The sequence below is a fragment of the Nodosilinea sp. LEGE 06152 genome (genome assembly GCF_015207525.1).
Lineage (GTDB): Bacteria > Cyanobacteriota > Cyanobacteriia > Phormidesmidales > Phormidesmidaceae > Nodosilinea.
Map to the genome: position 1 here is coordinate 1 of NZ_JADEWR010000001.1, position 19,690 is coordinate 19,690.

A 19,690-nucleotide genomic window follows, 5' to 3' on the forward strand; every position below is an offset into this window, starting at 1 on the left:
TACGGAGTCACAGGCTCCTGGCGATTTTTCGAGTTTTATCCTTAAAGGTGCGGCGACCCAAGCTACACGCGGTTTGCTTAACCTAGGGTGGGACGGTCTGCCACACTTTTTAAGATACAAGGGTGGGCACTGCCCACCAACCAACTCAGCAGTTGTACAGTCACCCTTTGGCTCGGTCGCTTGCAAGCATCAAGGGGGAGCTGGGCTAAATTAGGTTGTGTATTTTTAAAGCGGGGTGGTGGGCAATGCCCACCCTACGGGTTTCATCCACCCATCACCCACCGACGCGCGCTGCCTCCACGGCACGAGTTTCGCGAAACAGATGGCTCTCCATCTCGGCCTTGAGGCCCTGGTAGGCGGGGTGCTGCTGGATGGTTTCACGATCGCGGGGTCGCGGAAAGGGCACGTCGAGAATCTCATCGATGCGGGCGGCGGGGCCGCGGGTCATCATCACAATGCGATCGCTCAGCAGCAGCGCCTCATCGATGCTGTGGGTAATCATGATCACGGTCTTGCGCTGCTGTTCCCAGATACGCTCCACCTCTTCTTGCAGAAAGCCTCGGGTGAGAGCGTCGAGGGCACCGAAGGGCTCATCCATCAGCAGAATCTGGGGGTTAATGGCGAGCGCCCGGGCGATGCCGACCCGCTGGCGCATGCCACCGGAGAGTTCGTGGGGGTGCTTGCGCTCGGCTCCGGTGAGGCCGACGAGCTGGATGTGCTCTTTGATGATGCGATCGCGCTTTTTTGCCGAAATCTTTGGATCCACGGTTTCCACAGCAAACCGCAGGTTTTCCTCCACCGTCATCCAGGGCATCAGGGCGTAGTTTTGAAAGACCATGCCCCGGTCTGGCCCCGGCCCGGTGATTGGGGCACCATTGAGCAAGATCTCACCACCGGAGATCGGGCTGAGGCCCGCAATCATGTTCAGCAAGGTCGATTTGCCGCAGCCCGAGGGGCCAATAATTGACACAAAGGTGTTGGGCTCGATCTCCAGGTCAATGTTCTGGATGGCGACAAAATCGCGGCGGGCTTTGCCGGTGAGCTTACTAAACAGATCTTTTTTACCAGGGAAGACCTTGGCCACATTGCGAATCGACAGCTGGGCGGTCTGCGATCGCGCTCCTACCGGCTCTATCGTATTTGTGGGCGTATTCATAGGAGTGTTCACGGGGGCAATGCTCATGAGTTTCGACCAAAGGCAACAAATTTTTCGAGGGCAGCAAACAGACTATCGAGCACCAGTCCCGTCAACCCAATGATGAAAATGGCCACCAGAATATTCGGGATTGACAGGTTGTTCCACTCGTTCCAGATGAAGTAGCCCAGACCCGTGCCCAGCAGCATCTCCGCCGCCACAATCACCAGCCAGGCAATGCCCATGCTGATGCGCAGGCCCGACACAATATTCGGCAGCGCCGCCGGAATAATCACCTTGACGATGGTGCGCAGGCGCGAGGCCCCCAGAGTTTTTGAGACATCCAGATACTCCTGGTCAACGTTGGCTACCCCAAAGGTGGTGTTAATCAGCGTCGGCCACATGCTGGAGATAAAAATAATGAAAATGCCGGTTTTCTCGGAATCGCGCAGCAGGTAGAGACCCAGGGGCAGCCAGGCCAGGGGCGAAATCGGCTTGAGCAGCTGGATGTAGGGGTTAAACGCCTTAAAGGCCACGGGCGAAATGCCGATTAAAATGCCCAGGGGCACCGCCACCAGCGACGCCGCAATATAGCCGATCGCCACCCGCCTGAGGCTGATTAGCAAATTCCAACCAATGCCCAGGTCATTGGGGCCGTTGCGGTAGAACGGATTTGTCACCCACCACCAAAACTCTTTAAGGGTTTCGGTGGCGGTGGGCACGCCCCGCACAAACCAGCCAGATTTGGCTCCAATTTCCCAAAACAGCAGAAAAATGCTGAGGGAGACTATAAATAGCGCCAACGCCCTCACATTTTCGTTGTGCCAGAGCGGAGTTTGCCGCTCCGCTATGACCAATCCAGGCGTACTGTGACTCGCCGCCATAATTCGTGCCTCCTAAAAACTGCGCCGACTGCGAATGTTCCAATGACTCAGATCACCCCGTAGGGAGGGGTGGAGCTAGCCTGGGCCACACGGATTCTATTTGCCAAATTGATCAACCTGGCCTTTGACGTAGTCTGCCGAGGCCGCGGGGTCAAAGGTGTCGAAGGCCAGGGTTTCGGTGCGATCGGTCTCGAAGGGGGGCTGTTCGCCCAGTTCTAGAGCCAGCTCTCGGGCCAGGTCAGTTAAAAAGATCTCTTCACCCACCTGGTTGATGTCGCTGTTGCTCACGGTGGCGGCGGTGTTGCCTTCGCCGAGCAGCTCCCAGCGCACCAGCTGCGACGAGATCCACTTGGCGAAGCTCTGCCAGGGGTAGGGGTCAAAGCCAATGCGATCGGGCACCGAAAGCGTGTTGCCCTGGCCATCGTCAAAGTTGCCGGTGAGCACCGCTTCGACCACCTCGGGGGGCTGATTCAAGAAGGCGCGATCGGAAATGGCGGCGGCAATTTCGGGCCGGTTGGCAGGGTCTTGGGCGTAGGCGGCCGCTTCGATGATGGCCTTATTCAAAGACCGGAAGGAGTTGGGGTTGGCGGTAATCCAGTCGTCGCTGGCGGCAAAGGCGCAGCAGGGGTGGCCATCCCACAGGTCTTTGGTCAGCATGTGAATGAATCCGGCCCCTTCGTAGACTGCCCGCTGATTGAACGGATCGGGCATCAGCATGGCGTCGATGTCCCCGGCGATCAGCTGGGCAATGCTGTCTGGGGGCGGTACGGGACGAATCTGCACATCCACATCAGGATCCAACCCACCGGAGGCCAGGTAGTAGCGGAGCAGCAGATTGTGCATGGAGTAGGGGAAGGGCACACCGATCACAAAGCCCTTGAAATCGGCCGGGCCTTCTACGTTGCCTTTGTGGCGCTCGGCCACGGTGATAGCCTGACCATTAATGTTCTCAATGCTGGCCAGCTTGACGCCAAAGGCGGCGGAGCCGAGGCCAAGGGTCATGGCGATGGGCATGGGGGCCAGCATGTGGTAGGCGTCGAGTTCGCCTGCGATCGCAGAATCGCGCACCGCGCCCCAGCTCGGCATTTTCACCACCGAGGCGTTGAAGCCATACTTCTCGTAGAAGCCCAGCGGCTCCGACATAATGATCGGCGTGGCGCAGGTGATAGGAATAAAGCCTACCTGAATGTCGGTTTTCTCCAGGTTGCTGGTGTCGATGGGAGCCGCCTCCGCCTCTTCCGCTACGGGGTCGTCGCTACCGCCAGCGCAGCTTGCCAGGGTGACCAGGGCGGCCCCCAGCGCCATATTCTTGAGAAACTCGCGCCGGGTCGCGCCGCTGTTGCGCACCGAGTCGGCAAAAAACAGTCCCGCCTGAGGGCCAAAGGCAGCGGCAAAGGCATTTTCTAACCCGCCCGCCTGCTTGCACAGCGCCAGAATCAGCTTTTCGCGCTGGGGGTCATTGCGGCCCACCCGCTTGAGAAACAGGGCCTTGCGCAGCTCGTAGGTGTTGACGGTGTCGGCGGCGCACAGCTGGTTTTGCTTATAGACCCCCATTTTCACCAGGTCGTCGACCATATCGACGGGGTCGCTGGGCATCGTTTCCATAAACCGCGAGTGATCACCCGTAAAGTGCATCGTGCCGCAGTCTCGGCAGGGGCGGCCGGGCAACATCAGGGAGGGGGATGTGCAACTCAAACTGCCCCAGTCGTTGAGCGATTTTGCTACTGCTGAAATGACCATAAACGGATAGTTGAATGCGACAAAAACCTTTCCCTAACCAACCTGAGCGCTCGCTCTAGCGAAGTGTAGAGACCGCTCCGCTGCTCAATGGCCTAGACCAATCACCTAAGTTGTGAAGGCTAGCTTACCCAAGCTACTCAGTAAATCTACCAAGCTCAAATCCAAATTGCGTTGGATCATTTTTTGGACATCATAGGACTTTCTTTTGGAGTTGATTTCTAGATCCAAAATCAAGTACTAATTTGTTGTTTCAGCTACAGATTGTTGCCTCCAAACCTGTGGAGAAACACCGTGAAATTGACGAAACTGCCGAGTAAAATAACTTGCATCGCCATAGCCCGTAGTCTCAGCAATGTGTCGCACCGACTGGTCGGTGGTAGCCAGCAGGGTTTTGGCCTGGGCCATGCGCCGCTCAATAATCCACTGTTTGACGGTGCGTCCGGTGTGCGATTGCACCAAGTTGGTCAGGTAGGCGGGGGAGTAGCCCGCTTCCTGGGCCACATCGTTAAGGCTGATGGGCTGGTCGTAGCGGGCCTCAATAAAGCGAAAGACAGCGGCTAGCTTAGGGTCGGTAGGAAAAATATCGTGGAGCGAAGATGGAGACGCAGCCTGATTCTGGACTTCTTGGTGGGGGCCATAAAGTGCCAAAAGCTGCTCCTGACGCTGCAGACGGCTGTTGATGGCCGCTAAAAACTGCTCGACGGTGCAGGGCTTGGTCAGATAGTCGTCGGCCCCGAGTTCCATGCCCCGGCGCAGGTCGTGCATCGCTACCTTGGCGGTGAGAAAGATCAGCGGAATCAGCGCCGTCTGTCGCGCCTTGCGCAGGGCCGAGAGCACCGAGTAGCCATCTAGATCGGGCATCATGATGTCGCAGACCACCAGGTCGGGGTTGTGCTGCTGGGCCATGGCTACACCGGCAGTGCCATCGCTGGCCCCCACTGCGCGAAACCCTTCAAACTCCAGACATTTAAGAAAAATGTTGCGAGTTTGGGCTTCGTCTTCAATGATCAGAATGGTCTTCACAGTGCTGTTAACTCGTATGCCGACGGCTGATGAATTAGCCTTACTCAAGGGTTAGCTGATTGCTAGAAAGGACATGAATATAGAGCTGCTGTTAGCCCAAAAAACAAAAAATAATTTAGGAAATATGTGCCAACTTAGCGCGATTAAATGCTTGGAATCGACGAAAACGTTAGGGCGACAGTAGTGTCGATAGAGCAAGATATTTTGTTAGACTACCGCGTCAGACGTTGAGCTGAGCGGTTACTATTTGAGGGCGATCGCATCCCCTACAATCCTTTAGTAAACCTTAAGTAGACAGGCTGTTGTATAGGTCGATACATTCTGCCTCGACTTAGGGCAAAACAAGGCCCAGAGTGATGGTTTAATTCAGCCGTGATTGAGGCGCTGAGCGCACCAAATTATGCCCGGATTAGCATCAAGATGACCCAAACCTACTGGCTGCCCCCTCGACAGGCTGCTGCCGCCGCTCCCCTGGGGCAGGAGCTAGAGCACCTGCGCCGTCAGCACCAGCTCATTCTCAATGCGGTGGGCGAGGGTATCTACGGGCTCGACCTCGACGGCAACGTCACCTTTGTCAACCCCGCCGCTGCCGCCATGATTGGCTGGTCGACCGAGGAGCTGATTGGGCGATCGATGCATGCGGTCATGCACCATTCCCTGGCGGACGGCAGCCCCTACCAGCGCGAAGCCTGCCCGATCTACGCCGCGTTTCAGGACGGCAGCGTGCGGCGAATAACCAACGAGGTGTTTTGGCGCAAGGACGGCACCAGCTTTCCGGTGGAATATATCAGCACGCCGATGCGCGATGAGGAGGGGCAGCTGATTGGCACGGTGGTCACCTTTCGCGACATTACCCAGCGGCGCTGGGCCGAGCAAGTTTTGCAGCGGGCCAACGAGGAGCTAGAGCAAAAAGTGCAGGAGCGCACCGCCGAGCTACAGGCGGCGAACCAGCAGCTGCGGCAGCTGAGCGACATGCGATCGCGCTTTGTCTCGATGGTCTGCCACGAGTTTCGCAACCCGCTCAACAACATTGCTCTCACCGTGTCGTCGCTCAACCGCTACGACACCCAGCTGCGCCCCGACGAAAAAACCGACTACCTGCTCACCATCAACGCCAACGTCGAGCGCATGACCCAGATGATCGACGACATTCTGGTGATTGGCAAAATTGAGGCCAAGGTGCTGGAGGTCAACCCCAAACCGCTAGATCTGGTGGGCTTCTGCCAGGATCTGCTGGCCGAGGGCGACTATCGCCGGCCCCAGGCTCCGATTCAGTTTGTTTGCCGCAGCCGCCAGGTGCTGGCCTGTCTGGATGAGCGACTGCTGCGATCGATTCTTAGCAACCTGCTCTCCAATGCGATTCGCTACACGCCGAGCGATCGCCCAATCTGGCTCAAGCTGGCCAAGCAGCGGGGGCAGGCCATTCTCAGGGTGCAGGACGAGGGCATTGGCATTCCAGCGGGCGATCGCAAGCAGCTGTTTGAGCCCTTTCACCGGGGGCAGAACGTCAGCAATATTCCCGGCACGGGGCTGGGGCTGAGCATCGTCAAGCAGTTTGTGCAGCTCCAGCAGGGCACCATCAAAGTCACCAGTCGAGTGGGGGCTGGCACCACGTTTACGGTTAGCCTGCCCGCGTAGTGGGTTTACTGAAGGGGTGGTACAGCGCCTGGGCCGAGTGGTGGATTGTGGATCCGCTACTTTTGCTATTTGGCGATCGCTCCTGGGGTCAACGCCAGACGCGCTAGCCTGTGCCACAATTAGCGCCGTGTGATGGAGGGATGACATTGTGACGCAGCGGGTGATGCAGCCGGGCTTTTTACTGATGGCCATCGCAGGGGTAGTCGGGAGTTGGGGCATCCCCAGCGTTCCGCTCTACGCCCAGACCGATGTCCCTGCCCTGGAGCAGCCTGCCGTTGAAGCGCTGGGCGACGACAGCGACCTCCGCTTCGATCCGCCGGAGGGCACTGCGCCTGCCCCCGCTGTACAGGCAAGGCCCGGTCGGCGGCCTGAGCACGTCCCCTCCATACCGCCCCTGCCCCCATCCCAGCGTCTCAGAGTGCTGCCGCCCGCTGACCCAGCCGGTGCTGCCGTAGAGGCGATCGGCCCCGCTGCGGGCGACCCAGCCGAACAGATTGCCCCGGCGGTGATCGAGCTGTCGCCCACCGGACGGCCTCCCAGCCCGGTGGTATTTTTGGCCATGCAGCAGGAGCTTAAGAACCTGATTGGTCGCTTTGAGAGCGCTCTGATTATGGCCAATTCCCTCAATGCATCGACGGTGTTAACCCTGCCCACCGGCCAGCCCGCGCTAAGCGCCGCCAGCCAGGTGAAGCTAGCCGGTCAGGAGACCTTTCTCCACCCCGCCCTGCAAAACGCTCAGCAGCTCTTGAATGAATGGGACGAGCTGCTGGCGGCGGGCAAGCATACGGAGGTGCGCGATCGCTGGCTGGCCGCCCGCACCGCCCTGTGGGACAGCTTTGCCACCGATCGTCCCGTAGACCAGGGCGAAATTCGCGCGGTGTGGCTCGATCGCGGCACCATTGTGCAGGCCAAGTCGCCCCAGGGGCTGAGCGCAATCTTCGACAAGCTGGCCGCCGCTGGTATCAATACCGTCTTCTTTGAGACGGTGAATGCGGGCTACACCATTTACCCCAGCCAGGTCGCCCCTGAGCAAAACCCCCTGACTCGCGGCTGGGATCCGCTGGCTGCTGCTGTGGAGCTGGCCCATCAGCGCGGCATGACCCTGCACGCCTGGGTGTGGGTGTTTGCAGCGGGCAACCAGCGCCACAACCGCCTGCTCAACCAGCCCGCCGACTACCCCGGTCCGGTTATCTCCCAGCACCCCACCTGGGCGGGCTACGACAACAGCGGCAACCGCATTCCTCGCGGGCAAGACAAGCCCTTTCTCGACCCCGCCAACCCCGAGGTGCGCAGCTACCTGACCCGACTGATGACCGAAATTGTCACCCAGTACGAGGTCGATGGCCTGCACCTCGACTACATTCGCTACCCCTTTCAAGACCCTGGGGCCAACCGCACCTACGGCTACGGCGAGGTAGCCCGCCATCGGTTTGAGAGCACCAGCGGGGTGGATCCGTTGACCCTGAACCCCCGCGCCAGCGGACTCGATCGCAATCAAGAGATTCAGCAGCAGGTGCTGTGGCAGCGCTGGACTGAGTTTCGCACTCACCAGGTGACCTCGTTTGTAGAAGGCATCTCCAGCACCCTGCGGCGACAGCGCCCTGGCCTCGTTATGTCAGCAGCGGTGTTTGCCAACCCCGAGCACGATCGCCTTCAGCGCATTCAGCAAGACTGGGGCACCTGGGCGCGAGCCAACTACCTCGACTGGATTGTGCTGATGAGCTACGCGGGCGATACCAGCCGCTTCGAGCGCATTGTCTCCCCCTGGCTGGTGAATGAATCGTTTGGCTCCACCCTGGTTATCCCCGGCATTCGCCTGCTCAACCTGTCGAATGCCGCTACCCTCGACCAGATGCAGGCTAGCCGCGACTTGCCCACCCCCGGCTATGCCCTGTTTGCCACCGCCGACCTGAATGCTGAGCTGAATGCGGTGCTGGCCCAGACCCAGGCCCCAGTCGGCAATAGCAGCCAGCCCGGCCCCACCACCCCCTATGCGATGGCCTTCAGCCGTTATGAAGCGCTCCAGCGCGAGTGGAGCTGGCTGCTCACCCAAGATCGTCTATGGATGGATCGCGGCACTCTAGAACCCTGGGTTGAGGCGGTCAACGCCCTGGGCACCGAGTTTGAAACCCTATCCCAAGAACCATCGCGCCGCCACCTGGCCAACGTGAAAGCCGGACTTGCTAGAGTGCAGGAGCCGCTGAATCAGGGAGTGCTGATCGACACTGCCAACAGCCGCTACCGCCTGCGATCGTGGCAGCATCGGCTGGCTGCGATCGAGCAGCTGCTGTCCTACGGAGAGAGAACTCAACAGCCATAGCTGTCAGGTTTGCTGGGCGATCGCCCCAATCCGCTTTGTGACAGGAAACCTTGATTATGAATGTCCAACTTTGGCAAGAGAAAATCGTAGAAGTATTAAAAGATATAGCTGACGAAGAATTTCAAAGAGAAGCCTGGTTTGAACAAGGTGACAAGGTCTCATCTCCAGAGGAATTATACTGTAATCTTCTTGAAGACTTTGTCTTTGAAGAATTTATTGAGAAGCAGGAAAGTTTGCTTTCCAATATTCAGCTAATTTGGGCAAGAGAACTTATCAGCAAGATGAGAGCCTTTAAAGGCAAAATATTCTCTTGCTCTGACCCTAAAGAAATATTAGATGATGAAAGGTGGAGGGAAATTTCTCAACTTGCAGATCACTTGAAAGCAACTTTTAAGGCGTGAATAAGATGTTTGGAATTTTCATTTCGATCGCAATAAATTTGCGTTAATCGATAGGAGTGACCAGAATATAGACGAAAATATGAAAAATACGAATATTCATGAAAGTGAACTTATTCGATCGTTTTTTGCACCCCAAAAAAGATCTCGATACTCGAATTTGATTTCGAGTTCGAGAGGTAGAAGGAAGTTTAGAGAGTCATTGGCACACTTTCAGGATATTGATCCTAGCTACATCATCCCAATACCTGCAAAGCTTCAAAGCAGCAGATCGATAGAGATTCTTCTTAAAGAAAAGGGATCGCCGGAAATGTGCTACGTGATCTCTGAGAATGGCAAGATTGACGGTGCTTTGATGCGCATCAATGAGGCATTAGATTCAGTTTTAGGTAGAGGAATGGCAACATTTCTGTCATGCCTTCCAGGTGAGCTTATATATTATGAAGGCGATGAAATTGGTCGCAGATTTTTATGTTGCAAACACTCTTTGCAAAAGCATAGATAACGTTTGAACGACTTCCTAAATTCTCTAAGTCTTCTGTATGACGGGTGAAACGAAGTGAAGCCCAACACCAGATTTTGTTTTGTTGGGTTCTGCTAACGCGCCACCCAACCTACATCTGCTAAGCAGCGAGTTTTGCTACCATTTCGGCGCGTGACGACACGTTGAGCTTGCGAAAGATGCGTTTTAGCGCCTGCTTGACAGAGTTTTCGGTAATCCAGAGGGTAGCCCCGATTTCTTTGTTGGTTAGCCCCTGGGCGACGAGTTCAACGATTTCGGCTTCGCGGGGGGTGAGGCGGCTGCGGTCTAACCCCGTCTCAGGCTTGGTCCGCAGTGCCGCCAGCTTGGTCGATAGGTGCAGGCACAGTGCCCCCAGGTCAGCCAGATTCTCAGCATTAAAGGCACCATCGTCGCGGTGGCGGGTAAACGCGATGCCGCCCACCAGCTGCCCCTCACTCACGATTGGCCCTGCCATGACGTGGCCGTGGTCGGCGCGGGGGCACAGAGTTTGCCATACCCCCGGCGGCAGCACCACCTCATCGTGCACGGCGGCATGGCGCTGCACCAGGTAGCGCAACACCGGGTTGTAGTCCAGCGATAGGGCCAGGCGCATTAACCTGGGCGAATTTTGATCGACGGTGGGAAACTCGCTGGCAAAATTTAGGCTCCAGCGGCGGGCTGCGAAGTAGTCGCCCAGCTGCGCCATGATTCGCTGCCTGAGGTCGGCCTCGGTTTGGGTTTGGGCGATCGCACCAAACAGCGCCTGTAGCGAAACAGGTTGACTAGAGATGTCCATAGGTAGCTCCTCAGCGAAGTGTACCCGATCGAGGTCTATTGCTCCGAGCGCAACCTCTCTATTGTGGAATACAGCTGTGGAACGCAGCGTAGTTTGCTCCCTGCCAAATCTATCCCTATTGTGCCGCCAGTGATGACATCTATTTCAAAATCTTCTGAATCTAGCGCAGATCAGCTACTCAATGAAACACCGCTCCTGCCTCGATTGGTCGTGCTTGGGTTTTATGCCGCAGCTATACTTTTCAACCTCTGTTTAGTGGCACAGCTGCTAACCGTTGGCCTGGCCTATTTTAGCGACCCCGCCTGGTGGAACCTTCACGTTTGGCTGGTGCGAGGCTACGGCGGGCTATCGCTCATTCTGCTGATTTGGGCCTGGTGGATGCCGTTTTCTAAACGCATACGAGCCCTGGCCATTAGCCTAGCTGTGCTTTTGGGGCTTCAGTTTGCAACCGTTCACACGCCGCTACCCCTGGCTATTTTTCACCCGCTGATCGGGTTTTCGCTATTTTCGGCATCAACCACGCTGGTGCATCGGATAAGGCCTATGTTGTCGCCTAACCTCGATGCCAATGACGTTTAAACTTACCGAGGAAACTGCCGTGAACCGCTACGCACACCCCGATGTTTTAGTCGATACCCAATGGCTCGAGAACCATCTTCACGATCCAAACCTGCGGATTTTGGAGGTGGATATGAGCCCTGCCCCTTACAAGAAAGCCCACATTCCAGGGGCGATCTTTTTAAATCCTTTAACTGGACTACTGCGGCCAGATCTTCGCCTCAACACTGACCCTAATGCCGTTAATGAGCTGCTGTCGAAAGTTGGAATTAGCCCCGAGACAACGGTGGTCGCCTACGGCAGCGATCCTGGCACAGGAGCCTGGATTTTTTGGTTGCTTCAGGCCGTTGGCCACCGGAACGTGAAAGTTCTCAATGGCGGCTACCAAAGGTGGGTTGCCGAAGGTCGCCCGGTGGCAGATGCGCTGGCAACGGCTTCGCCTACGCAATATTCTGCTCAACCTTTCGACGCCAGTTTTCGAGTGCTTTTAGCAGAGGTTGAGGCGGCGATCGCAAACCCCAATCAGGTTTTACTAGATGTTCGCACCCTGCCTGAATATCAGGGGCAAATATTTTTACTGAAACCGCCCCAAGATACAGAACGGGCGGGGCACATTCCTGGGGCAATTCATTTAGAACACACGCTAACGCTGAACAACGACGGCACTTTTAAGTCAGTCGAAGAATTGCAGGCGTTGTTTCATGAGCAAGGCATTACCGCCGATCGCGAAGTGTTTCCCTATTGCGCGGTCGGGGGGCGGTCGGCCTGTTTGTGGTTTGTCTTGGCCCACCTGCTGGGCTACCCCAAGGTTCGCAACTACGACGGGTCATGGAATGAGTGGGGGCGTTTGCCTCACACCCCCGTCGAGCCTTAAATCAAACCCGAAGCCAAACCAGGGGAGGCTAGTCGCCACCCACGCTGATGGGGGTGCCTACAACTGCGGCTCCGGTCAAGTCGGTATTGAAGAACGAAGCGCCCGTGACTTCGGCAAAGTAGATGGAAGCATCGGTCAGGTTAGCCTCATCAAGCGATGCATTCTCAAGCAGGGCGTTGGTCAAAAAGGCGTTGGTCATATTTGCCCCGGTGAGGTCAGCGCGGCTGAGGTCGGCCCCTTCTAGGTTGGCTTCGACCAGGGTGGCCCCCTGTAAATCGGCATCGCGCAGGTCGGCCCCAATCAGGTGGGCCTGGGTGAGGTCAGCGCCCGATAGATCACAACCCTGGCAGAGGTTGGTTTCGAGCAGCTGCTGCACGTGGGCTGGGTTCTCGGCTTGAGCAGGTACGGCAAAGGCTAAAGGAATAGCCACCGCGGCCCCGGCGAGTAGAGTGAGTTTCATGGAGGTGTCCTCCGGTATGGATGATCAGTGCTAGCTCAACGGTTAAAGGCTCGCTCCTCGGGCGATCGCCCTTTGGGCCTGGCTAGCGTCGGTAGTTTGCTGCGATCGACCTAAGTCTTGCCCCTGAATCTCGCGTGTGCCTCGCCCTAGGGCGAGAAGATGGGCAAGAGCAATTGACGACGCATCTACATTTGAAGTGTATCGGGCTGCCCTGACCCTCAGCATCGGCAGTAAGATAGGTCTTGCGCCTGTGCTGTCCCTCGATCGTAGCTCTTTCTTTTGGCTATTGGGTCAGGATACCCGTACCGTAAAGAATCGGAAATTCCCATGCTGACCCTCATTCACCAGCTCACCCCGACACAGGTTGAGCAACTGCACCAGCTGTATTTGCAAGAGTGGTGGAGCAAAGAACGTGCCCTGGCCGACATACCAACCCTGCTAAACAACAGCGACCTGCTCTTTGGCCTCTGGGATGAGGAAGCGCAGCGGCTAGCGGGCTTTTGCCGAGTGCTGACCGACTGGGTCTACCGAGCGATCGTATTCGATGTGATTGTGGCAGCGGACTATCGCGGCCAAGGCCTAGGGGCTAAGCTAATCGAGCATGTCACGACCCACCACCAGCTGGCTCAGGTAGAGTGCATTCAGCTCTTTTGTACCCCTGAGATGCAGCCGTTTTATGAGAAATATGGCTTTACACAGGCTGAGCAGTTGTTGATGGTGCGACCCTGTGAGGAGTAGGGGAGTGGGCGGGTAGGCGAGTGGGCGGGTGGGCGGTGGCCGTGCTAGTTGAGTACAGGCAGCTCGTATAGGGGCAAACGGCGTTTGCCCAACTAAACTGACGCACTAGCAATTTTTGATTTTGAACCTTGCATTTTGAACTCCGCGCAGCGGTACTAGGCAGAGTTATCCATAACCTAAAACTTTGGCTCAGGAGCCTGTAATGCAGGGGGGGCAGGACAGACGATTTGCAAAGGCTCCTGGGTGCGGGGGTGGGGCAGCTCTAGCCGGTAGGCGTGCAGATGATAGCCAATGTCGCCAGGGACGGGAACTGTGCCATCGGCGGCGGGTTCGACGATGAGGGGAATGCCGCCCACTCCATAGAGGGGGTCGCCCAGTAACGGAAACCCCGCCGTCGCCAGGTGAATGCGAATTTGGTGAGGTCGCCCGGTGCGAATGGTGACTTCTACCAGGGTGGAATCGGTGGTGCGTTGTATAACGATCCCCTCGCTGTAGGCCGGTAGACCAGTGGGTGAGGCTGCATACACATACCCCAGCGCTGGATGATCGACCTTGCCGATAGGGGTTGTGAGAGTGAACGCAGCGGGCAAATTGCTGGCCCCAATCAGCGCCCGGTAGGTTTTACGAATCGGGTGCGCTGCCTGGGGATTGTGGGCAGTGGCAGTAGAATCTCGCAGTTGACGACTGAGCACGGAGCGTGCCAGGGGCGACCTGCCCAGCACCATTACCCCCGATGTGCCCCGCCCCAGCCGATGCACCGGAATGGGCGGGTTCTCTGGATAGCGCAGCCTGAGCTGGTGCAGCAGCGTATGGGCCAGAAAGTTGCCCCCCGGCAGCACCGGCAGACCCGCAGGCTTAGCGATCGCCACCACGTCCCCATCCTCATACAGCACCTCAAACCCCAGCGGCACCTCTGGCTCTTGCCACGGCGGGCGGTGGTAGGTCAGGGTGTGCCCTGCATGAAGATAATCGTCTGGGGAGACAGTGTCACCATTCAGACGAATTTGCCCAGAGAGGATGCGATCGCGCCATTCTGCCCGACTAGAGTGGCGATAGCGATTGCTGTAAAAATCTAGTACCGAAAGATTTGCTTCGGTGGGAGTGATGCGATCGGTGTAAACCCATCCTTGGTTCATATCTGTTTCGTTGTGGCGAATCTCTTGGGATGGTGCATCGCCGAGCGGATGCACCCTACGGGTTGATGGTTAAGGTCGATCGCAGTTACCTACAGACCCATTCGCAGAACAGAGGTTTAAACTGGCCCATCGATCCATCCTTTCCGTTGGGTCCAGGGCGGCGGCACGGCCCTGGTCGAGGGGGTCTGGGGACAATCGAAATGTCCCCAGCGGCAGGTTTGGTTTTGAACACCATCTCCCGCTAATTATCATCTACGCGAGAATGACATTGATGTAGGGCTGGTGGGCAGTGCCCACCCTGCTCCTTACTACCATCCAAGAAGCTGTAGATAGCAACAACCTAGTGAGGGCAAACAACCGTTTGCCCCTACGGGACGTACCCTATACCAACCGCTTCACCCGCTCCTTCGCCTCCGCCCGAATCTGCTTCACCCGCCGAAACAGCTCCGTCCCGGTATGGATGTAGCTCTCCTCATAGCTCATCGTGAAGCGATCCAGCTCATCCAACCCATCCTCCAGCAGCCCCAGACAGTGGTACAAATCAGCCGCCACCCCCGCCGTACTCGCCGGGTTCGCCATCGAATTAAACTTGCCCTGGGCCTGCCCCAACCACGTGCGCCCCTGCTCTAAATACGCCATAAACCCCTCCATCAGCTCATCGTCAAAGGGGTCAGCCGAGAGCTTGCGAATCTCTGCCCTCAGCGGCGACATAATTTTGCCCAGCAGCCTGTCCACCGGGCCATACACTAACTTCAACCAGGCATCTTCTCTCGCCTCAGACGACTGCGTAGCCTCCCGCGCATAGCGATACGCCTCCTGCGCGTCGGCTGTGCGCTTGGCCCGGTTAGCAGCACTCGTTACTGGATCCACCGCCGCCACACCCTGACGCTGCTGGTCATAAACCGTGCGCCGCGACGGGTCACCAATCACCTCATAGGCCGTGTTGATGCGGGCGATGCGATCGTGCGACGCCTGATCGCTCTGACTGTCGGGGTGGTACTGCTTCGCAAGCCGACGATAGGCGCGCTTGATCTCCGCCTGGGTCGCCGTTTCGTTAACGTCGAGGGTTTGGTAGTGGGTCTCTTTTGCCATAGGGTCATTGTAAAAGAGACCGGCAGCAGAGGCGAGGGTGGGAGGGGGTGGGGAAATTGCGGATTTTAGATTTTGGACGGCAGCTTCACGGGACGGTTGGCGATCGCGGTACCCAGCAGCACCAGCCCGCAGCCCAGCCCCATCGAAGCGGTGACCGTTTCGCCCAGCCACAGCACCCCCCACACCATGGCAAATAGCGGAATCAGGTAGCCCACCGTCAGCGCTCGGGTCGAGCCCAGGTGAGCAATCAGCCGAAAGTACAGCAGGTAGGCCAGGGCCGTAGACAGCAGGGCCAAGGCCACGACCGCCGCCACACTCTGGGCCGAGGGCATGGCCTCAGGAGTTGTAAACGGCAGCAGCGGCAGCAGCACTAGCGAGGCCCCTGCCAGGCTGCCAGCCGCAATCACCAGAGACGGCACCTCAGCCAGGTGATGGCGCACGTAGGGAGCCGCGATCGCATAGCAGCAGGCCGCGCTCAGTCCGGCCACCATTGCCAGCCCATAGCCACTGGTATCCAGCGTTGGCTGCCAGCCCAGCAGCACCACTACCCCCACAAACCCAGTCGCTAAGCCTGCGAACTGCGCCACTGAGTAGCGCTCCCGCAGCCAGATCAAGGCGATCGCTGTGCCAAACAGCGGAGCGGTGGCATTCAAAATCGAGGTCAACCCTGCCGGTAGGGTCAGGGTGGCGTAGGCCAGCAGCACAAAGGGCAGCGCCGAGTTAAGCACCCCCACCACCAGTAGAGGCCGCCAGAGGGTCAGACCAACCTGCCATTTTCCCTGCCGCATCACCAAAGGCACCAGCACCGCGCTCGCCAGCACCAGCCGCAGCTCAATTAGCCACACTGGGCCAAACTCCGGAGCCGCCACCCGCATAAACAAAAACGAGCCGCCCCAAACGGCGGCCAGCAAAACAAACTCCGCCACCGCCTGCCACCGTTTCATTCCGCTGCCTCTTTGCTGCAAAACAATGCGAGCCAACTCGCCAATAGTTCGACAAGCTCACTACAAGCCCAAAACCCAAAATTTGCCGCTACCGCCCCGGCAGTTGCCCTGTCCGCTCTAGCTCCAGCAGCAGCCGTTTGCGCCACAGCCCACCCCCATAGCCCGTCAGCGAACCGTCTTTGCCAATTACCCGGTGGCAAGGCACCACAATGCTGATGCGGTTGGTGCCGTTGGCCCGTGCTACCGCCCGCGTGGCCGTGGGCTGGCCAATGCGCCGGGCCAGTTCGTCGTAGGCAATAGTCTCACCGTGGGGAATGCGCTGCAGCTCCTCCCAGACCGTTGTTTGAAACGGAGTGCCCTGGAGGGCGAGGGGCATGGAAAAAACGGTGCGATCGCCCACAAAATACTCCCCTAGCTCGGTTCTTAGCGCGTCTAAATGGGGATGGCTGACCGGCAGTACCGCACTGTCAAACCGCTGGCGCAGGGTGTCATAGTGGCGTTCTAAACTGCGGCGATCGCAGTATTCTAGCAGGCACAGCCCCTCGTCTACGGCTCCCGCTACCATTAGCCCCAACGGCGTTTCGATCAGCTCCACGGCAATATAGCGCTGGCCATCGGTCTGGCCCGGCGGCACCCCAAAGGTCTTGGTAAAGGCGTCTCGAAAGCCGCTGTAGGAGTCGTAGCCGTGGGCAAACACCACCTCATCCAGTGGTTCACCCTCGCGAATTTGGGTGAAGGCCCCAGCCAATCGCCGCGATCGGCACCAGTCGGCAAAGGTCATGCCGTAGTGGTCTTTGAACCACCGCCGCGCCCGCTCGGGGGTAATACCCAGCTGCTGCCAATCCTGCGTCGAAAGCTTTTGACCCGCCTGGGCCTCAACCCGCTCTATCAGCTGACTCACCCAGGCGGGCGGCTGCTCCAGGCTGGCTTCGGGGCGGCAGCGCTTGCAGGGCCGATACCCAGCCACCACAGCCTCCCGCAGCGACAGAAAAAACTCCACATTCTCGCGCTTGGGGCACGACGAGCACGAGGGCCGACAAAAAATGCCGGTGGTGCGTACCGCCACAAAAAACAGGCCGTCGTAGCGACCATCTTTGCTATAAAAGGCCGCCTCCATTTCGGTTGCGGAGGGAACAAAGCTCAAGGTCATTTGCATGGGTAGTGCCCCAATTCATAGGGCCATTGTGTCAACCAGCGTCGCCGTCGTCCACCGAAAAAACGACGGCTAACTAAACCGCCTTCTGCGCCAGCGCCTCGTCAATGAAGGCCTGCCAGGTGGGGTTGGGCTGCCAGATGCGGTGCAGGTCAGCCCGAGCCGTGGGTTCATCTACCCCCTGGCGCAGCACCCGGTACAGGTAGACAAAGGCAGAAACCCGCATATTCAGAGCGCAGTGAACCAGGGTGTTATAGTCGCGGTTGCGCTCCATTACCTTAAAAAATATCTCCAAATCGGTCATGGTCGGCGCTTCCCATACCACCGGAATGTGAAAGTGCGTCATCCCCAAACTTTTGACCAGCTCGGCCTCGTTAGGAATGGCATGGTCAGAGGTCGAGAGGGCCAGGTTGATAACCACCGTATAGCCTGCCTGGGCCAAGGCCTCAAACTGCTCTGGCGTCGGCTGGCCTGCCGTTGCCAGGCTGGGCGAAAGGGCCAGGTAGTTGCGAATGTCGGTTAACTTGGCGGCGGTCATAGCCAGATCTCCCAATGCGATTCAGTACGATAGAGACACGATAAACATTCACCCTGGAGACTCAACCCATGGCTATGGTGGAATCTACCATGCTGCCCCTGGGCACCGCTGCCCCCCACTTTGAACTGACTGATGTAGTCAGCGGCGAAACCATTACCCTGGGCACCTTTGCCGACGCTCCGGCTCTGCTGGTGATGTTTATCTGTCGCCACTGTCCGTTTGTTAAGCATGTGGAGCAGGAGCTGGCCCGCATTGGCAAAGACTACGGCCCCCAGGGCGTGGGTATTGTCGCCATCAGCGCTAACAGTGTGCAAACCCATCCCCAGGATGGCCCTGAGCACCTCAAGGCTCAGGCGCAGGAAGTGGGCTTTACCTTTCCCTACTGCTTTGATGAGACTCAGGCGGTTGCTAAGGCCTACACCGCCGCCTGCACCCCCGATTTCTTCGTGTTCGACCAGGCCAAAACCCTCGCCTACCGGGGTCAGCTCGACGACAGCCGCCCCGGCAACGACGTGCCTGTGACCGGCCAAGATCTGCGCGCCGCACTCGATGCGGTGCTAGCTGCCGAAGCCATGCCCGGTCACCAGAAACCCAGCATTGGCTGCAATATCAAGTGGGCACCGGGCAACGAGCCAGATTACTTTGGCTAATGTCGCACAAACGTCACAGAATACGAAGAAGATCTGGATTGCTTGAGCCGTCGATCTAAGCTGCAAAAACGGGTTTAAGAGGTCTACCCCAAACTCTTGATCGCCCCGTTTGTATAAACTATGAGTCGACTGCGCCGGTTTTTCAAACTCTGCCTGGTGGGCCTGGTAGTGGTCGGGCTGCTCCAGGCTACTGGCTGTGGTGGTAGCACCGGGCCTGAGCAACCCATGCGGCTCACGATCGGGCTGGTGAGCTACGATGACGGCGCTAGCTCGCTGGAGAAATACGAGCGCTTTCAGACCTACCTGGCCGAACAGCTCAAGGCGGTGGTAGAGCTGGAGCCGGTTTTTAATGAAATTCGCGCGGTTGAGCAGGTGAGAGCGGCCAACTGGTCGCTGGTGTTTGCCCCCTCGGGGCTGGCGGCGATCGCGATCGCCGAAGCCAATTACCTGCCCATTTTCCCCACCCTGGGTACCCCCAACCAGCGGTCGATGCTAGTGGTGCGTAGCGATAGCCCGTTTCAAACCCTGGGCGACCTGGCCAACGAAGCGATCGCCCTGGGCGAGCCGGGTTCAGCTACGGGCTACTACCTACCGCTGTACGATCTCTATGGCCTCACCCTAGAAAAAATTGAGTTTGCTCCCACTCCGGCCACCGCCTTAGAGTGGATTGCCAACGGCCAGGTGGCGGCGGGGGCAATATCAGAAGACGACTTTCAGCAGTACCGCAGTGGGTTTGAGGATGGCGTGTTTCGCACGCTGCACGCCAGTCGCGCTGTCCCGCCCGGCGCGGTTTTGATCAGCCCCAGGGTCGATCGCAACCAGCAGCAGTATATCGAGCAGGCCATGCAAAATGCCCCCTCGGCCCTAACGGCTGATGCGGGCTACAGTCCCAATGCCGCGCCGCCCGACTTGACTCAGCTAATCGCCCTGGTCGAAAAAGTGCGCCCGCTAGAAGCTCGCGTTAAGGAGCAGCCAGCGGTGCTGACTATTGAATGAGCCGCCAGGGAACGCGCAAAACTCTCCATAGCGGCTCTTACTTTGGGTGAAGACATTGCGGTGATCCCCTCTAATACCAAATCCGGAATGAATACCCCCGATTTGTAGGGGCGTA

At 58.0% G+C, this 19,690-nt stretch carries 20 protein-coding genes; 9 read left to right on the top strand and 11 right to left on the bottom strand.

The features are described 5' to 3' along the window. Positions 1-274: 274 nt before the first annotated feature. The 4 genes from IQ265_RS00005 to IQ265_RS00020 all read right to left on the bottom strand — a co-directional run bounded on the left by IQ265_RS00005 (position 275) and on the right by IQ265_RS00020 (position 4,782). Positions 275-1,156 carry an ABC transporter ATP-binding protein gene (locus IQ265_RS00005; RefSeq protein ID WP_194050175.1) on the bottom strand — a complete coding sequence of 294 codons (882 nt, stop codon included), beginning with the start codon at positions 1,154-1,156 and terminating at the stop codon, positions 275-277. A gap of 23 nt (positions 1,157-1,179) precedes the next feature. Further along, entirely contained in the window at positions 1,180-2,019 is an 840-nt protein-coding gene (gene ntrB, locus IQ265_RS00010; protein ID WP_194050176.1) for a nitrate ABC transporter permease, read from the bottom strand. A 96-nt stretch (positions 2,020-2,115) separates the two neighbouring features. After that, complete coding sequence (locus IQ265_RS00015) at positions 2,116-3,759, bottom strand: ABC transporter substrate-binding protein (RefSeq protein WP_194050177.1); 1,644 nt, start codon at positions 3,757-3,759, stop codon at positions 2,116-2,118. A 237-nt stretch (positions 3,760-3,996) separates the two neighbouring features. Next, positions 3,997-4,782 carry a response regulator gene (locus IQ265_RS00020; RefSeq protein ID WP_194050178.1) on the bottom strand — a complete coding sequence of 262 codons (786 nt, stop codon included), beginning with the start codon at positions 4,780-4,782 and terminating at the stop codon, positions 3,997-3,999. A 420-nt stretch (positions 4,783-5,202) separates the two neighbouring features. Between IQ265_RS00020 and IQ265_RS00025 the strand changes: the two genes are divergently transcribed. From IQ265_RS00025 to IQ265_RS00040, 4 genes are all read left to right on the top strand, one after another. Then, entirely contained in the window at positions 5,203-6,420 is a 1,218-nt protein-coding gene (locus tag IQ265_RS00025; protein WP_194050179.1) for a PAS domain-containing sensor histidine kinase, read from the top strand. Between the two features lie 148 nt (positions 6,421-6,568). Next, the gene (locus tag IQ265_RS00030) at positions 6,569-8,740 is read left to right on the top strand and encodes a family 10 glycosylhydrolase (protein ID WP_347404890.1); all 2,172 of its coding nucleotides are present in this window, start codon (positions 6,569-6,571) and stop codon (positions 8,738-8,740) included. Between the two features lie 56 nt (positions 8,741-8,796). Continuing rightward, on the top strand, positions 8,797-9,141 hold the full coding sequence (locus IQ265_RS00035) for a hypothetical protein (RefSeq protein WP_194050180.1): 345 nt from the start codon (positions 8,797-8,799) through the stop codon (positions 9,139-9,141). Positions 9,142-9,340: 199 nt separating this feature from the next. Then, on the top strand, positions 9,341-9,643 hold the full coding sequence (locus tag IQ265_RS00040) for a hypothetical protein (RefSeq protein ID WP_194050181.1): 303 nt from the start codon (positions 9,341-9,343) through the stop codon (positions 9,641-9,643). Positions 9,644-9,761: 118 nt separating this feature from the next. Here IQ265_RS00040 and IQ265_RS00045 read toward each other — a convergent pair whose 3' ends face one another. Further along, a complete protein-coding gene (locus IQ265_RS00045) occupies positions 9,762-10,436 on the bottom strand; it encodes a LuxR C-terminal-related transcriptional regulator (RefSeq protein ID WP_194050182.1) in 675 nt (224 codons plus the stop codon). Positions 10,437-10,631: 195 nt separating this feature from the next. Here IQ265_RS00045 and IQ265_RS00050 point away from each other — a divergent pair, with 195 nt between their 5' ends. Together IQ265_RS00050 and IQ265_RS00055 are read left to right on the top strand one after the other, a co-directional pair. Next, positions 10,632-11,015: a DUF6220 domain-containing protein gene (locus IQ265_RS00050; RefSeq protein WP_194050607.1), complete on the top strand. Its 384-nt coding sequence runs from the start codon at positions 10,632-10,634 to the stop codon at positions 11,013-11,015. Between the two features lie 19 nt (positions 11,016-11,034). Further along, the gene (locus IQ265_RS00055; RefSeq protein WP_194050183.1) at positions 11,035-11,868 is read left to right on the top strand and encodes a sulfurtransferase; all 834 of its coding nucleotides are present in this window, start codon (positions 11,035-11,037) and stop codon (positions 11,866-11,868) included. A gap of 28 nt (positions 11,869-11,896) precedes the next feature. Here the strand turns inward: IQ265_RS00055 and IQ265_RS00060 are convergent, their stop codons facing one another. Continuing rightward, complete coding sequence (locus IQ265_RS00060) at positions 11,897-12,328, bottom strand: pentapeptide repeat-containing protein (protein ID WP_194050184.1); 432 nt, start codon at positions 12,326-12,328, stop codon at positions 11,897-11,899. Positions 12,329-12,655: 327 nt separating this feature from the next. Here IQ265_RS00060 and IQ265_RS00065 point away from each other — a divergent pair, with 327 nt between their 5' ends. Continuing rightward, positions 12,656-13,066: a GNAT family N-acetyltransferase gene (locus IQ265_RS00065; RefSeq protein WP_194050185.1), complete on the top strand. Its 411-nt coding sequence runs from the start codon at positions 12,656-12,658 to the stop codon at positions 13,064-13,066. 176 nt (positions 13,067-13,242) lie between these two features. Here the strand turns inward: IQ265_RS00065 and IQ265_RS00070 are convergent, their stop codons facing one another. From IQ265_RS00070 to IQ265_RS00090, 5 genes are all read right to left on the bottom strand, one after another. After that, the gene (locus tag IQ265_RS00070) at positions 13,243-14,202 is read right to left on the bottom strand and encodes a pseudouridine synthase (protein ID WP_194050186.1); all 960 of its coding nucleotides are present in this window, start codon (positions 14,200-14,202) and stop codon (positions 13,243-13,245) included. Positions 14,203-14,583: 381 nt separating this feature from the next. Continuing rightward, positions 14,584-15,294, bottom strand: coding sequence for a DnaJ domain-containing protein (locus tag IQ265_RS00075; protein WP_194050187.1), 711 nt, complete (start codon positions 15,292-15,294; stop codon positions 14,584-14,586). Between the two features lie 65 nt (positions 15,295-15,359). Next, positions 15,360-16,238, bottom strand: coding sequence for a DMT family transporter (locus IQ265_RS00080; protein WP_194050188.1), 879 nt, complete (start codon positions 16,236-16,238; stop codon positions 15,360-15,362). A gap of 88 nt (positions 16,239-16,326) precedes the next feature. Continuing rightward, entirely contained in the window at positions 16,327-17,394 is a 1,068-nt protein-coding gene (locus IQ265_RS00085; RefSeq protein ID WP_194050189.1) for a methylated-DNA--[protein]-cysteine S-methyltransferase, read from the bottom strand. A gap of 73 nt (positions 17,395-17,467) precedes the next feature. After that, complete coding sequence (locus tag IQ265_RS00090) at positions 17,468-17,929, bottom strand: protein tyrosine phosphatase family protein (protein WP_194050190.1); 462 nt, start codon at positions 17,927-17,929, stop codon at positions 17,468-17,470. A 68-nt stretch (positions 17,930-17,997) separates the two neighbouring features. Here IQ265_RS00090 and IQ265_RS00095 point away from each other — a divergent pair, with 68 nt between their 5' ends. Together IQ265_RS00095 and IQ265_RS00100 are read left to right on the top strand one after the other, a co-directional pair. After that, positions 17,998-18,579 carry a thioredoxin family protein gene (locus IQ265_RS00095; RefSeq protein ID WP_194050191.1) on the top strand — a complete coding sequence of 194 codons (582 nt, stop codon included), beginning with the start codon at positions 17,998-18,000 and terminating at the stop codon, positions 18,577-18,579. Positions 18,580-18,699: 120 nt separating this feature from the next. After that, the gene (locus IQ265_RS00100) at positions 18,700-19,575 is read left to right on the top strand and encodes a PhnD/SsuA/transferrin family substrate-binding protein (RefSeq protein ID WP_194050192.1); all 876 of its coding nucleotides are present in this window, start codon (positions 18,700-18,702) and stop codon (positions 19,573-19,575) included. The last annotated feature ends 115 nt before the right edge of the window (positions 19,576-19,690 follow it).

What these genes read in the sequence shown, in the direction of transcription:
- ntrB (WP_194050176.1), bottom strand. Translation starts at nt 2,019, where the DNA reads ATGGCGGCGAGTCACAGTACGCCTGGATTGGTCATAGCGGAGCGGCAA.
- IQ265_RS00025 (WP_194050179.1), top strand. Translation starts at nt 5,203, where the DNA reads ATGACCCAAACCTACTGGCTGCCCCCTCGACAGGCTGCTGCCGCCGCT.
- IQ265_RS00100 (WP_194050192.1), top strand. Translation starts at nt 18,700, where the DNA reads ATGAGTCGACTGCGCCGGTTTTTCAAACTCTGCCTGGTGGGCCTGGTA.
- IQ265_RS00005 (WP_194050175.1), bottom strand. Translation starts at nt 1,156, where the DNA reads ATGAATACGCCCACAAATACGATAGAGCCGGTAGGAGCGCGATCGCAG.
- IQ265_RS00070 (WP_194050186.1), bottom strand. Translation starts at nt 14,202, where the DNA reads ATGAACCAAGGATGGGTTTACACCGATCGCATCACTCCCACCGAAGCA.
- IQ265_RS00060 (WP_194050184.1), bottom strand. Translation starts at nt 12,328, where the DNA reads ATGAAACTCACTCTACTCGCCGGGGCCGCGGTGGCTATTCCTTTAGCC.
- IQ265_RS00085 (WP_194050189.1), bottom strand. Translation starts at nt 17,394, where the DNA reads ATGCAAATGACCTTGAGCTTTGTTCCCTCCGCAACCGAAATGGAGGCG.
- IQ265_RS00035 (WP_194050180.1), top strand. Translation starts at nt 8,797, where the DNA reads ATGAATGTCCAACTTTGGCAAGAGAAAATCGTAGAAGTATTAAAAGAT.
- IQ265_RS00095 (WP_194050191.1), top strand. Translation starts at nt 17,998, where the DNA reads ATGGCTATGGTGGAATCTACCATGCTGCCCCTGGGCACCGCTGCCCCC.
- IQ265_RS00015 (WP_194050177.1), bottom strand. Translation starts at nt 3,759, where the DNA reads ATGGTCATTTCAGCAGTAGCAAAATCGCTCAACGACTGGGGCAGTTTG.
- IQ265_RS00090 (WP_194050190.1), bottom strand. Translation starts at nt 17,929, where the DNA reads ATGACCGCCGCCAAGTTAACCGACATTCGCAACTACCTGGCCCTTTCG.
- IQ265_RS00075 (WP_194050187.1), bottom strand. Translation starts at nt 15,294, where the DNA reads ATGGCAAAAGAGACCCACTACCAAACCCTCGACGTTAACGAAACGGCG.
- IQ265_RS00065 (WP_194050185.1), top strand. Translation starts at nt 12,656, where the DNA reads ATGCTGACCCTCATTCACCAGCTCACCCCGACACAGGTTGAGCAACTG.
- IQ265_RS00045 (WP_194050182.1), bottom strand. Translation starts at nt 10,436, where the DNA reads ATGGACATCTCTAGTCAACCTGTTTCGCTACAGGCGCTGTTTGGTGCG.
- IQ265_RS00080 (WP_194050188.1), bottom strand. Translation starts at nt 16,238, where the DNA reads ATGAAACGGTGGCAGGCGGTGGCGGAGTTTGTTTTGCTGGCCGCCGTT.